Source organism: Leptospira ilyithenensis (assembly GCF_004771005.1).
Lineage (GTDB): Bacteria > Spirochaetota > Leptospiria > Leptospirales > Leptospiraceae > Leptospira_A > Leptospira_A ilyithenensis.
In genome coordinates, this window is record NZ_RQHV01000016.1 from 25,216 (window position 1) to 39,541 (window position 14,326).

Annotated in this window: 11 protein-coding genes; 5 read left to right on the plus strand and 6 right to left on the minus strand. The window is 40.7% G+C overall.

The window, feature by feature from the left end; genetic code table 11:
• Nucleotides 1-80 precede the first annotated feature (80 nt).
• Nucleotides 81-2,252 (plus strand): LamG domain-containing protein, encoded by a 2,172-nt coding sequence (locus tag EHS11_RS02820; protein ID WP_135762907.1) that lies wholly within the window; start codon nt 81-83, stop codon nt 2,250-2,252.
• Between the two features lie 64 nt (nt 2,253-2,316).
• On the opposite strand, the gene EHS11_RS02825 is transcribed toward EHS11_RS02820, so the two are convergent.
• Together EHS11_RS02825 and EHS11_RS02830 are read right to left on the minus strand one after the other, a co-directional pair.
• Nucleotides 2,317-2,832 carry a DUF4386 family protein gene (locus EHS11_RS02825; RefSeq protein WP_135762908.1) on the minus strand — a complete coding sequence of 172 codons (516 nt, stop codon included), beginning with the start codon at nt 2,830-2,832 and terminating at the stop codon, nt 2,317-2,319.
• A 146-nt stretch (nt 2,833-2,978) separates the two neighbouring features.
• On the minus strand, nt 2,979-3,596 hold the full coding sequence (locus EHS11_RS02830; protein WP_135762909.1) for a PilZ domain-containing protein: 618 nt from the start codon (nt 3,594-3,596) through the stop codon (nt 2,979-2,981).
• A 271-nt stretch (nt 3,597-3,867) separates the two neighbouring features.
• Between EHS11_RS02830 and EHS11_RS02835 the strand changes: the two genes are divergently transcribed.
• A complete protein-coding gene (locus EHS11_RS02835) occupies nt 3,868-5,916 on the plus strand; it encodes a neutral/alkaline non-lysosomal ceramidase N-terminal domain-containing protein (RefSeq protein WP_135762910.1) in 2,049 nt (682 codons plus the stop codon).
• 58 nt (nt 5,917-5,974) lie between these two features.
• Here EHS11_RS02835 and EHS11_RS02840 read toward each other — a convergent pair whose 3' ends face one another.
• On the minus strand, nt 5,975-6,481 hold the full coding sequence (locus tag EHS11_RS02840; protein WP_425460533.1) for a DUF1993 domain-containing protein: 507 nt from the start codon (nt 6,479-6,481) through the stop codon (nt 5,975-5,977).
• Nucleotides 6,482-6,670: 189 nt separating this feature from the next.
• Here EHS11_RS02840 and EHS11_RS02845 point away from each other — a divergent pair, with 189 nt between their 5' ends.
• From EHS11_RS02845 to EHS11_RS02855, 3 genes are all read left to right on the plus strand, one after another.
• Nucleotides 6,671-7,255: a leucine-rich repeat domain-containing protein gene (locus EHS11_RS02845; RefSeq protein ID WP_246047555.1), complete on the plus strand. Its 585-nt coding sequence runs from the start codon at nt 6,671-6,673 to the stop codon at nt 7,253-7,255.
• Nucleotides 7,256-7,319: 64 nt separating this feature from the next.
• Entirely contained in the window at nt 7,320-10,067 is a 2,748-nt protein-coding gene (gene ileS, locus EHS11_RS02850) for an isoleucine--tRNA ligase (RefSeq protein WP_135762912.1), read from the plus strand.
• 40 nt (nt 10,068-10,107) lie between these two features.
• A complete protein-coding gene (locus EHS11_RS02855; protein WP_135762913.1) occupies nt 10,108-10,449 on the plus strand; it encodes a DoxX family protein in 342 nt (113 codons plus the stop codon).
• A 55-nt stretch (nt 10,450-10,504) separates the two neighbouring features.
• On the opposite strand, the gene murJ is transcribed toward EHS11_RS02855, so the two are convergent.
• From murJ to EHS11_RS02870, 3 genes are read right to left on the minus strand one after another with little or no spacing between them, the layout of a single operon-like run.
• Entirely contained in the window at nt 10,505-12,124 is a 1,620-nt protein-coding gene (gene murJ, locus EHS11_RS02860; protein ID WP_135762914.1) for a murein biosynthesis integral membrane protein MurJ, read from the minus strand.
• Between the two features lie 31 nt (nt 12,125-12,155).
• On the minus strand, nt 12,156-13,088 hold the full coding sequence (locus EHS11_RS02865; RefSeq protein ID WP_135762915.1) for an STAS domain-containing protein: 933 nt from the start codon (nt 13,086-13,088) through the stop codon (nt 12,156-12,158).
• Nucleotides 13,089-13,092: 4 nt separating this feature from the next.
• Nucleotides 13,093-14,082: an LIC_12071 family protein gene (locus EHS11_RS02870; RefSeq protein ID WP_135762916.1), complete on the minus strand. Its 990-nt coding sequence runs from the start codon at nt 14,080-14,082 to the stop codon at nt 13,093-13,095.
• Between the last annotated feature and the right edge of the window lie 244 nt (nt 14,083-14,326).

Below are 14,326 nucleotides of genomic sequence, written 5' to 3' on the forward strand. Positions count from 1 at the left end.
ATCTTTACAAAAACCTCACTAACTTGTCTTTTTGGAATTCTTCTCATTACCATATTATGCAACAAGGATGATAGAAAATTATGTGGAACACAAAAATAGTAAACCGTTCTGACTTTTCCGTTATAGCCAATGGACACGCGATAGCCAAAAACAGCGATTATACTATCGCTTATGTCACAACGGGTGTTAATATCCAAGTCGTCGGACGGGGGGAAATCCTAGCCATCGAACCCGGTCCGGAGTATCATTCCCATGTTAGTACCAATTGGGCAGTCAAGTTAGTGTCCGGAAGTTATGAGGGTTATTGGGGATATGAGGGAAATCCTACAATGACGATCACCATATCTGCAAACGGGACATTCTCAATTGATGACAATATCCAAAGCGTCCCCATAGAGATCGTTGTACCGGATTTTGCCGCGAATATCGCTAGCCCCGGAAACATAACGATGACAAACAACAATGTTTATAATTTTGGAGCTGGAAATTTTTCAGTCGGTGCTCTTGTCAAAACAACTTCTCCCGGAACTGTCATTTCCAAAAAAGGCACTCCAGGAGGTCAGGGAAACGGAGGATGGTTGTTAGTTATCAAACAAGGGGGAACGATTAAGTTCGCCACAGATGACGGTTCCCAATTTTATGAAGTTATTTCCAGCCCTTCCAGAGTTCTTGATGGGGAATGGCACCATATAGCCGCTATACGCAATAATGGAAACCTCAGCATTTATTTTGACGGTAACCTTATCCCTGTCACACCTAGCAGAAGCAATCCGCCACCGCCTTTAAACGTTACGAATAACCTGCGTCTGATGATCGGAGGAACGGAACAGTCACAGGAACCCTATAATCAATTTGTAGGCCAGGTAGAAGACGTTGTCTTATGGAACAAGGCAGCCACAAGGGAGGAAATCATTCCTGCCATGTTCAATCAACTGGGCGGCAATGAACCGGGACTGATCGGATATTGGAATCTAAACAATCATGTGAAGGATTCCTCCGCCATTAAGAATAACGGTACACTCAACGGCTCAGTAAACTTTATTCCCATCTTTCATTGTATCTGGGCGGTCGGCGCGAACTCTTATACTTACTGCGCCATCGACAATCTATACATGACGGGCGGTGGAGACAGTCAAACTCGCACCCAAACCATCAAAGTCAATGCAGGTGCTCCTTATCTCTATGCTATTCTGATTGCTAATGACGGAACTACCAATTTTCCCACAGGAGTCATCTTAACAATCAAAGGACCGAACGGAACCACTTACAATCAATCTACGGATAACGAAAACCTCCTCGTAAAGATGTCAGGTTCTTCACTTCAGTATCTAATTGTCAAAAACCCTTTGGCAGGTGATTGGCTAGTAACATTGACAGCCCCACAAAACATCGGTTTCAACTTCGACTTACAAACTCTTCCATCACGAGATATTCCGACTACAATCATGAACACTTTAGGTTCGATTTATTCGCCGGGAAGTGCTTCGAGGTATTTAGCAAAACGACTCTTATCTGAGAATGGGTCGGGCTTTGATACTGCTTTGGCGTTCATTTCAATGAGTGGATTTGCAGCCCTACTTGTGCTTACCATGCCTGCAGCAGCAGCAGGTGGAGCTATTTTAACTACTCCGGTTCTTGCGACAGCTGCGGTTACTGCCGCTGCGAACGCTTTGCTCTTTATCAAAGCGTCTATCGGATTGGGTCTGGAAGCATCTACGAAGAAATTAATCGGCTATGTAAACTTGAATGCGCAGCCAACTTTAAGTGTCTTTGTTTGGACTTACAGGGGAAAAAACCAAGCCTGGGGACACGCCTCACTGCGATTAGCTGACGGAACTCATATCAGCTGGTGGCCAACCGATAACCGTACTCCTCTCTTACCCGTAGCTTTCGATAAAATGCCCCTTTTGGACAGTCTATATTCTGCTCCGGCATATTCCCAGCAAACGTATGAAAAGGATGTTCAGTATGAGGGGAATGTACCACCGGATTATACGATTAAAATAACAGTGCTGAATAATGATAACATCAAAACTTGGTGGAACGGTTTCAAGGCTTCCCACCAGTGGAAGACCTTGGACCAGAATTGTTCTACTACGGTAAAAGATGCTCTCGTCGCAGGTGGAGTGGATGCCATTCTAAGTCATAATGAACAGGTAGAATACAAAGGCGTTCTAGTCTGGCGTCCCGATGATATCGTGGCATTCGCAAATACGATCGCCAAATACAATCCGGCACCAACACCTTCCTAAACGAACATACACCGATCCTTTAAACCTCAAAAATTTATCGGATCGGTATCAATCGTTATGTGCTTTAGGTCGCAGCAGTGATATTCCCAAAAATTCCAAACCATGCCAACCAAGGTTTAAATAATTCGGAACGAAACATTGTCAAACTAACAATAAAAGACCAACGGAGCAAACCGATGATCTGAGCGATACCGCCGATCACTCCGGATACGGTTCCAACGATTGGATAAGGATTATTTTCCCGTTCCAAAATCTTTTGTAACATGATCATTGCAAAAAGCAAAGGCAATCCGATCCATGCAAATGCGAACCAGGTAAGGATCAGACTTTCCCCTCCCGCTTGAAAGCGGGCCAAAATAACTTCCGTAGGCTGTCGTAAAATATCCGGATAATCAAAATTGATGATAATCAAGCAAATATGGAGATTCGTTAAAAATAAAAGGCTACAAACAGGATACACATCCGTATTCTTACGGTATCCGATGTTGGCGAGATAATAGACGAGGATGGAATAGGTTCCTCCGACAAAAGTCCAAAGGACCGGAACTTCGATATTATCAACTAACTTAAAGTATTCCACATAAGCAGGATAACTCCGCTGAAAACCCCAGAAGAGCCGAAGTAAGACTTCCTTTTTGTAATGTGGTAATTACCCGGTTTTCAACAAATCGATCGAATTCCTTCCCTTGATTTTGGTTTTGATTCATACTTGATAATAAATTTCTTCTAAGAATTTTCTACTTCAAACTTCAATTGATCTTGGATGAATTTATCCACCTTCTTCATCGCATCAATGGATAAAGTTGTGAATTTAATCCCCGACAAAAAAAGATTGTTTTGATTCGGGTCGGATCTACACCACATAACAAGTCCTTGGCAGATAAATCGGAGACTTGTGCCCGGAATAAAAACATTCAAACTTAAAATCGTATTTTTATGAATTTCTTTTTCACTGGTCATCTTGATACCGACTGTACTGATATCCGTGATCGCACCTTCATACCTACCTCCTTCCGTCCAAAGAGTAAAATTAAATTTGATAAATGTTTTCAAACGAGGAGATTTACGAATCTGGCTTTTATGAATAACTCTCGGTTTCAAAATAAATATAAAATCGTTTTCCGTATCGGGAAGAAGAGAAGATTCAAATTGAAAATTATAATTAGACATACTGAACTCTACGAGAATCGAACCGCTGTGATTTTGGGATAAAAATGTTTGATCGATTTTAATTTTCATCCGATTGGATTCCATCGCTTCCAAAATACCTTGGAATTTATGGCCTTCCGGATTGTTTTCTTTGGGAAAAATCTGAACAGGAAGGTTTTGTTGGAAGGCAGACATCTTTTCTCTCCTAGGCAGGAGAAAATTCTATGAGGTAACTCCAATTTAGGAAAGTATTTATTTATTTGATATTCGGCAATTTTTCAAATTTTTCAAAATACAGGTTTCATATTCTATTCAGGCTTCATTTCTCTCAAATGATCGCAATACCGACAAACCCTCTTCTCATCACCAAAAGAATTCACCGTTTTTCGTATATCAAATATCCCGAAGCAGATCTTGACATCTTATTTCTCATTCGAAAACTCGTAGAAAAGAAGATGGAGAAAACATGAAGGATTACTCACATTTTTCAATTCGATCGTTATTTATACTTTCTTTAATCGGTTTTCCTTTTTTACTCATTGGTGACAATCGGGAAAATTCCCCCAAACAAACGAAATCTGATTTTTATTATGAAGCGGGAATGGCAAAGACGGACATTACCGGCCCTCCTTCGGGGATTATGTTTTGGGGATATGCGCAAGAAAACCAGACAGGCAAAGGAATTCATCTCAGACAGTATGCCAGGTCTTTGGTGATCAAAGACAAGAAAAGCGGGAAATTATTGGCTTATGTAACTGCCGAAGTAGGAGCTGTTCCTTTCGAGATACAGAGAGATGTAGTGACTAAGCTTGCGAATGAAGTGGATCCTGCTTTCACATATGCAAATGTACTAATCAATGCATCCCATACTCACAGCACTCCCTCAGGATACTTTCATAACTACAAGTATAATGTTTATACTACAAAATTTTATCCTGCTTATTATAAAATTCTAACAGATCGGATATTCGAATCCGTTAAAACCGCCTACTCCAAACTCGAACCGGCGAAAATCATTTTAGGTAAAACGATAGTAGAAGGGGCGGGAATCAACCGGTCTCTTGTCGCTTATATGACAAACCCCGAAGAAGAAAGAAACAAGTATGATTCCAATATAGATAAAACAATGTTCCAACTTACAATTCAAACTGAAAAAAAAAATTTAGGATTCATCAATTGGTATGGGGTTCATCCTACAAACATTACATTCGACAATTCTCTGATTTCAACGGACAATAAGGGAGTCGCTTCCTATCTTTCCGAAAAAAAGGAAAAAGAAAACGGAAATCCGGATTTTATCGCCATATTTGCGCAGGCAAACGAAGGAGATGTTTCCCCCAATTTGAATTTGAATAATACAGGCCCGGGGAAAGACATATACGATAGTGCAAAAATAATAGGAGAAAGACAATTTTCGGCAAGTAGGAAAATTCTAAGCTCGGATTCTGCACGGATTTTACCGCCCGGATTATCCTATAGACAAACCTTCATCAACTTGAGTAAGTTAGTTGTAAGAAAGGAATTTTCGGGCACGGGAAAAGAAGAAAAGACGTGTCCGTCTGCTTATGGTTATGCGTGGGCTGGGGGTTCTACGGAAGAAGGAGGAGGACATTGGTTATTCAAAGAAGGTCTCACAATTAAAGATAGAAAATTTTATATAGATACTCTTGCTGCATTTATGGTGAAATCCCCTTCCGACGATTTAAAAAACTGCCAAGCACCCAAAGCAATACTATTCCCAATGGGGGAAACGGAGCCTCATCCTGCACTTTCCCAGATTTTACCGCTGGGGATTGTTTTACTCGGTGATCTTACCATACTGGTTTCACCGAATGAGGTCACTACGATGTCCAGCCGCAGAATGAAAGAGACCGTAAAAAAGGTATTGGGAGAAAAAACAAAAGATCTGATCTTGTCCGGGCTTACAAATGATTTTGCCGGTTATATCACAACAACGGAAGAATACTCCACACAACAATACGAAGGCGGACATACCCTTCATGGTCCCTATAGTCTAAATGCTTTCCGGCAGGAATACGAAAGGATCGCAAAAGACATCGTGTCGGACTCCCTTTCTTTGCCAGGACCACCTCCCAGAAACCTAAGCGAGGAAATATTGGGAACGGAGATTCCTTTCGCGGATGGAAAAGAAAATTTTGAACCGAAAGTATACAAAGCGAATCAGACAATCTATCAAAAAGGAAACATCATTAACTGCATAGTATCTTCAGTAAATCCTAACATCGGTTATCCGGATGTGAAATCTTACTTTTCTGTAGAAAGAAAGGACGGTGAAAATTGGGTATCTGTTTATCAAGATGCGGACCTGTCTACAAAAATTGAATTCAGAAAGTCAAAACTTCCTTTTTCGCAAGACAAGGCTTATCTGGAATGGACGACCGAAGAACAGGAATTAACTGGTGATTACCGTTTGGTTCATTCTTCCTTTTTCAGAGATAAAGAAGGAAATCGGAAAGAATATTCGATCCGATGCCCTTCTTTTCATTTGGAATAAAATTCCAATCACAAAAACAATCCCGTCATTCGGTAAAGATAATGGGATTTACATACAATTACGTTTTGTAAGGCATTTCTCCCAAGTAGTCTTTTTTTCCCACATCCACTCCATTATGACGAAAGATCGCATAAGCAGTTGTTACATGAAAGTAAAAATTGGGCAGAGCATGTTGGGTTAAGTATTCAAAACCTGTGAGGTATTTTCCTTCCCAACGGGGTTGAGTTACCTTTCTATCGGAAGAATCCTTAAAATCTTCAGGTTTGTATGTTTCCAAATATTGAATCACGGAAGAAAGCCTTGATTTCAATTCGTCCAAGTTTATTTCCTTATCTTCATGAACAGGAGCATCTTTTCCCGTAATACGTGCAACACCGAGTTTGGCCGTATCGCAAGCGATTTGGATTTGTCTGATCAAATGAAATTGGTCCGGATAAAGCCTTGCATTCAAAAGCACGTCCACGGAAAATTTTCTGGATTCTGCATTGGCCGCCGCTTTATCCAAAATCTTTACAAGGTTATTTAAACCCTTGGTAAATGATTTCACCGAAATTTCATAAATTATAGATTCATTCATAAATACTATCTCATTCGATTCAAACACCCGAGCAAGCTTTTAAAGAAATACAGGGAATTCGAATCTTAAAACCCAAATCGCAAAAACCTTTCTTGCCAGAAAGGATTAGAGTGAAAAATTGTAGCTATGTTCTGTTATCAAAATTATTTCAAATCAATGTTCATCCTCGTGTGTCTAATGGCAGTTTCGGATTGCAAAAAAGAAACGATCTCATTTGAAGATTGGATTCAGGAAAACAAAACGAACAAAATCATCAATTTGTCCCAGAAGGAAATCGGTTCTTTGCCTGCCTCTATCGCCAAATTAGAAGCAGTTGAAGAATTGACTTTGCAATACGACTCCATTACTGCCATCCCGACAGAGTTAGGCAGTCTAACAAACATTAGGATCTTAAATCTTTCCGGCAATTCATTTTCCGAGCTTCCCGAATCTTCCGTCAATTTGCAAAAACTGGAAACCCTTCTTTTGGGGAGAACGGACATTGCAAAAATCCCGGGGTTCCTCTCTCAGCTGAAAAATCTGAAGACACTTGCCTTGGACGAAACAAAAATTTCATTAACGGAAGAAGATATAGAGATACTATCTCAGATTCCCAATTTGGAAATTTTAGACATTACCCTTTGCAAAAAAATAACGAAACTCCCTAAAAACATTTCCAAACTTTCCCATCTGAAAGAATTGCAAATGGGAAAAGTCCAACTGGAAAAATCGGATGTGGCTCGACTCAGAGATGAACTACCGAAAGTTTACGTGAAATTATAAACCGCAAAACCTGGGAGAATAAATTGCTGTTTTCAGACAGTATTCCCTATTTTTTGGTCTTATCATGGCCAAATCTGAATCTGAAAACCTATATTCCAAAACGGTTCTTTTACCACAAACCGCCTTCCCTATGAAGGCGGATCTCGCAACCCGAGAGCCGAAACAAATTCAAACTTGGAAAACAGAAAAGACCTTTTTCAAAATGAAAGAAGCAAGAAAGGACAAACCCAAATTTGTCCTTCACGATGGCCCGCCATATGCCAACGGAAATTTTCACACAGGCCATTCTTTAAATAAAATTTTAAAAGATATTATCATCAAATCAAAATCGATGAACGGATTTCAAGCTGATATGATCCCGGGCTGGGACTGTCACGGCCTGCCCATCGAAGTACAAGTGTTAAAGAATCTTGGAAAAGAAGCAAGAAACACAAGTCCCACCGAACTCAGAAAAAAATGCAGGGAATATGCAGCCGAATTCGTAGGCAAACAAGGTGATGACTTGACCCGTTTTCTTTGTTTCTGGGATGAGAATAACAAGTATTTGACGATGGCTCCCGAATTCGAAGCAAAGATTGTAGAAGTATTCGGAGGACTTTTTGAAAAAGGATATATCTACAAAGGAAAAAAACCTGTCTACTGGTGTATTGATCTGGCGACTGCGCACGCGGAAGCGGAAATAGAATACCAAAATCACACATCCCCTTCCATCTACGTAAAGTTTCCCATCAAAGGAGAAAAGGACAGTTACTGCCTGATTTGGACGACCACTCCCTGGACATTGCCTGCAAACCTTGCGATTTGCTTCAACGAGAATCTCGACTATGCATTGTTTGATGGTGGAGAACATGGTAAAATGATTTTGGCAGTAGGACTTGCCGAAACCGTTGCCACAAAAACAGGTGTTCCTCTCACAAAGATCAAGAATCTTTCGACAGATGATTTGAGAAACATGATGTTTCGTCATCCTTTCCTTGACCAGGATTCCATCCCTCTTTTCGGAAACCATGTAACCCTGGAAGCGGGAACGGGATGCGTACATACGGCTCCTGGTCACGGAACGGACGACTATAGAGTTGGTTCCCTTGCAGGTCTTCCTGCCTATTCTCCGGTAGATGATTACGGACGTTATACGGACGAATTCCCATTGATGCAAGGTATCAAAATCTGGGATGCCAATCCGAAGATCGTGGAATTGCTCCGGGAAAAAGGATTATTGCTTCATTACTCGGAATTCCAACATTCCTATCCTCATAGCTGGAGAAGTAAAAAACCTCTGATCTTTCGCGCCACACCTCAATGGTTTTTTTCCATCGACCATGATGACTTACGTACACAATCACTGAAAGCAATCGATTCCGTACAATGGATTCCTGATTGGGGGATCACTCGAATTCGCTCCATGGTGGAATCAAGACCTGACTGGTGTTTGTCGAGACAAAGAAATTGGGGAGTTCCCATTCCTTCTTTTACCTGCAAATCCTGCGGAACCACACACCTAACGGCAGATACAATTCAGCATTTTATCCAAATTGTCAAAAAAGAAGGAATCGAAGTTTGGTATGAAAAAGAAGCGGCGGAACTTTTACCAAAAGACACCAAATGTGAGAAATGCGATTCCATCGACCTGAAACAGGACAAAGATATTTTAGATGTATGGTTTGATTCGGGAGTGTCCAGTTTTGCAGTGTTCGGAGACTCTATAGGAAAAGAACCGGCCGATCTTTATCTGGAAGGTTCGGATCAGCACAGAGGATGGTTTCAATCTTCCCTTTGGCCTTCGATGGGAATCAGAGGAGTTCCTCCTTACAAATCGGTGTTAACTCACGGATACGTATTGGATGAAAAAGGACATGCCATGTCCAAATCTTTGGGAAATGTGATCAACCCTACAACGGACATCATCCAATTGTACGGAGCCGATATTTTACGACTTTGGGTTTCCACTCAGGATTTCAGAGATGATGTAAAGATAGGAAAAGACTCAATCAAAATCGTATCCGAAACTTACAGAAAACTCAGAAATACATTCCGTTATCTATTGGGAAATACTTCAGTATCCGCACTTCCTCTAAAACAGGAAGAATTGGAAGAGATAGATGCATTTTATCTTTCCAAATTACACAACCTAACAGAGGATATAAAAAAATATTACTCGACTTACCAATTCCATCAGGTTTACCAAAAACTTTTGCTATTTTGCACCGTGGATCTATCTCAGGATTATTTTGAAATCATAAGGGACAGAATGTACTGTGATGCGAAAGATTCCAAAACCCGCAAGTCTTCCGAATATGCTCTCAGTGTGATCCTGGAAACATTGGCGGTTCTTTCTGCACCCATTCTGTCTTTTACTGCAGAAGAAGTCTGGAAAGAATCCGGCAAAACGGACTCCGTTTTTTTCCATGACTTTCCCGATCTAAGCCGGTTTAAAAACGAAAATACGGAAGCTTCGTTTGTTACTGTATTTGAAACCAAAGAAGCGATTCAAAAGGCCTTGGAAGAAGCGAGACAAAAAGGTAAAATCGGCAAGTCCTTGGAAGCAAAAATCAATCTGGTTCCCAAAGACCCGAACAAAAACCCTCTCTCTTCTTTTACGAGCGAACAACTCGAACTAACTTTCGTTGTTTCCCAAGTGGATCTTAAAAATTCTCCTTCAGATGAAGAAGAGCTTGCGAAACTCGGAACGGACTTGTATGATATACGGGTTTTGAAACCAAAAGAAGGAGAATGTCCTCGTTGTTGGCGTCACACTCAGGACATTCACAAAGAGGGAGATCTTTGCAAACGTTGCAAAGATGCAATTGGATAGACTGGTGTATACTTGAGTAAAAAACAAAAGGAAAACAAATATGATCGGACCGTATATCTTAGGCGGACTATTTATCACCGCAGGTTTCTCTCATTTTTTCTTAGAAAAATTTTTTCTAAGAATCACTCCTCCCTGGGTTCCTTTTCGCCGATTTGTAGCTCTTGCGAGCGGGGTGGTTGAAATCGCTCTGGGTGCGGGAGTCATCTTCAATGAAACGAGAGTCTATGCTGCTTGGGGACTGATTGCGCTACTGATCGCCGTTTGGCCTGCCAATTATTACCACTATACTTCCAGGAATAAACTGGATCCGCCGAAATGGGCTTTGTTGCTAAGACTTCCTTTGCAAATCCCACTGATCCTTTGGGCTTATAGTTATACTTAACGAAAAAGCAATATCACCGGTTATGCGAGTCGTCACCGCATAACTATAGTTTTCTTTATTTTCTTTTAAATCTCTTTAGAAATTTTCCCAGGATGATTTCCGATTCGGGAATTTTCAATAGAAAGGAGATTCCGAAATAAATTAAAACTGCGGGCAATATAGAGATAACAAGAGAAATACGGGACAACATCGCATGTCCCAGTCCCAAAGCAGAGCTTCCCCAATCCATCAAGATGGGCTTACTATAAACTTCAGTTCCCAAAAGCCAGATGGAAAGACCGATCAAAGGAAGGAGCATATTCCGAATGCGATAGAACAATTCATTCCATGGCAAAACCACTGAATGTTTCTTTAAAAACAAAATCAAAAGACCTGCAGTCAAGCTCGCCGAGAGGGCTGAAGAAACTGCGATTGCCCCATGTTTGAATAAAAACATCAAAGAAAAACTTAAGAGGATGCTTGAGATAAAAGAAGCAAATTGAACCCGAAGAGGGGTCCTCGTATCCTGAAAGGCATAATATGATGAAACAAGCACCTTATTGGCACTGTAAAACGGAATCGCTATCGAATAAAAGACAAGCGGAACCAAAGCTGTGTCTGTAGCAATACTGTCCCATCTTCCGCCGAAGTAAATGGCATCCAAAACAGTTTCGCCAAGCAATGATAAGCCGATGCTCGCGGGGACAGTCAGAAAAAAAGCAAAACTCAAAACATCCGAAATTTCCTTGGGAACTCTATGAATTTCTCCTTTTCTCAAATCCTTCAATAAAGAAGGTAATATGGTGGTTGCAAGTGCCACTCCTATGATTCCCGTCGGAAGTTGAACCAGTCTTTGAGAATAATCCAGACTCACGACGGCACCAAGACCCGGGTTTGCATTCTGGATATAATTTGCGAGAAATATATCCACAAGAAGTCCGATCTGGTAGAAACTGCCACCTAACGCAGCAGGCAACATGAGTTTGAAAATCTTTCCTATGGCGGGGTGTTTGTAATTGAATCTGAAAATCGGTCCGTATCCTAATTTATAAACATACCACCCTTGCACCAAAAGTTGCAAGACACCTCCGGCAACAATCCCGTAAGCAAGTATAAAAACTTTGTTTCTAAGATCGTTCAAATAAGGAAACAGAAAGATAAATACAAACAGGTAACTGAAATTTAAAATGATGGGAGATAGAGAAGGCACGAAATACTTGTGATGTGAGTTGGAAATCGACATAAAGATGGCGGACAAACTCGCAGTCATAATCAAAAAGAAAAGAACCAAAGAAATTTCCACCACAAGTCCGCCGTATTCGGGACTTCCTCCGACAAGCGCAGGCAAAAACTGAGGAGCAAACAAAGAAAAAAGCCCTACGAAAACGGACAAACATAGAAAAAGAAAACTCAAAACGGTTCCGGCCATCACTCTTGCTTCTTCTTTGCCCATAGCTTCGTATTCGGAAAAGATAGGCATAAAAGATTGGGAGAGAGTTCCTTCCGCAAGCAAATTGCGAAACATATTCGGAAGCCTGTAAGCTACGCTGAACGCGGACGCAATCATCCCCGTCCCAAAACTAACAGCCATAAAATGGTCACGAATAAGTCCCAGGATACGGGATAAAAATGTATAAAAGGAAAGAGCTAAACTTCGTTTGGTACTGGAAACATTTGTTTCCTTATCGATAGTCATGGATAAGTAAATGTTTTTTTAAGAGTCTTATTCAGGTATTCAATTTTTCCAAAAACCGAACGGAGCCGGTATTATTTACATACACTTCCGTTCTACAAGTCGGGCATTGGTGTCTTCCCACTTTGGTCGCTCGCAGTTTTGTGCCGCATGCTTCGCAGGGAAAAATTTTCTCAAAGCCGAGGGATACTTGTTTCGATTTCGGTTGAATGTAATTCGGAATTTTGATCGGACCCGAAACTTCAGAAGAAGTTTCTTTCCCTGTAACAAAAGATAGCCGCTTTTCCAATTCAAAGGACAACGTTTCTTTGATCTCCTTTCTAAGGCTTGTTATCTTTTCTTCCAAAATCGTTTCCATTTCGGAAGGTTTTGCCGTCTCGTGAACGGAATGTCCGCCAACAGTTTGTTTTTCCGAAACCGGTTTTTTTTCCATTGCGGAATCGGATACTTTCGGAGGAGCATAAGATTCCAGTTTGGAAACAACTTCTTCTCCGCGAGCTGACTTGGGAGAACCTGTATAATAAAATCGAATTCTTTCTTTGGAATCTTGCGATGCAATTCTGGATCTTTCTTCCTCGAGCACACTCGCAGCCCTCAAATCGGATTTTCCTTGTGTTTGTTGTGATCTAAGATATTCTTCCGCTTCGTTTAAGTTTTTTTTAATAGGTAATTTTTTATACAACCCTAAAAGTTGTAAAACGGATTCTGCTTCTCCGCCCAATGCGTAAAATACATAGGAAAGCCCCGGATTACCGATCATCTTCTTTCTGATTTTAATCAATGTGCTGATTCCATTTGAAGTAATGAATTCCACATGACCGAAGTTAAATAAAAACCGGGTGAATCCGCTTTCGATCTGAGATTCCAAATAACGGAAAAGATCTTCCGCACTGACTCCGTCCAGAGCGCCTTTGAGTTGAATGGAAAATACTTTATCTTCCGAGGATCTGTCCAAGTGATTTGTCATTTGATTATCCTAAAAAAATGGCATCCAAAACATCTTTGGAATGATGCAAGGATGTCGGTTCTTTCTGAGTTAATGTTTCAGGAACGATAATATCCGATTCCGATTTTAAAACTTTTGTTTCCATTGCTTCTTCGGAAAGTTTTGCCGTAGGTATTTGCATCGAAGCAACTTCCGAACTTATGATAGTTTTTTTCTCAATTAAAGAAGGCAATTCACCCTGCACAAGTGCAAGTGGAGAAACACCTTCTCCTTCTTTTCTTGCAAAATAATGAAACAAAAAGAAAACCACCCAAAGAAGAGCGCTGCCAACAAATGCGATAACACTGTAGTTGATGAACAACCAAAGAGCCAATTCGAATTGTTTTTCGAACAAATAGGAAAGATTTCCTCTTTGGTATTTAAGCACAATAGCACCTAACACGTCCAATTTGGTTTCATGATAGATAGGAGCGTAGATACGAACTTCATTGGCCCGCGCCAGAGGAAATAGTTTCAAAAGTTTTTTTGCAAAACCCGGCAGATTGGGAAAACTAACACTTAACTGGGAATCTTCCGAATCGGGAGAAGACCATTCCCATTTGCGCATACGAATTGCTTTTTTAAAGAATGTTTGTTTTATCAATTCTTCGTTCGGTTTTCTTTTTTCCAAACTTTCTTTCAAATCCCCTTCAGCGGAAGAAGAAAGAAGAATTCCCGTCGCTGAATAGAGTTTGATTTCGCCAATCGTAAATTTTTCGGAATCCTTATTTGTTTCTTCCACATAACGTTGGAATGTTTTTGCAAGTTCCGTGTAGCCGGCCGGATTCATTCGAGGCTCAGCAGTCTTCGCAAGCGCCAATACCAAATCCCGAACGCGGTGATCGGAAGAAGTGGAAACATGCTGCATGGAATTTGTTACTGATTCGTAAAAAGACCATACCACTCCGCTGAGTGCTACAAATTCAAAGACAAAGAATAATAAAATAAAGTATACAACTGATCTTAGAATGAACACGGCATCGTCCTCTTAGATAAAACTTCGGCGAAAATGCCCAAATAGAACCGAAAAAAAACATTTCTGGTCAAAAAGGCGAACTTTTTCGGAAAATTTTTGTAAAAAAGGTAATAAGTGTAGGCGGAATCTTGAATCTGTATTAGGTGGAATTTTGTAAGCCCGTGAACCTCACCCCCAACCCCTTCTTCGCGCCAATAGAAGCGAAGAAGTATTCGAAGAATCATCAGCGAAGCTGATCTCAAGG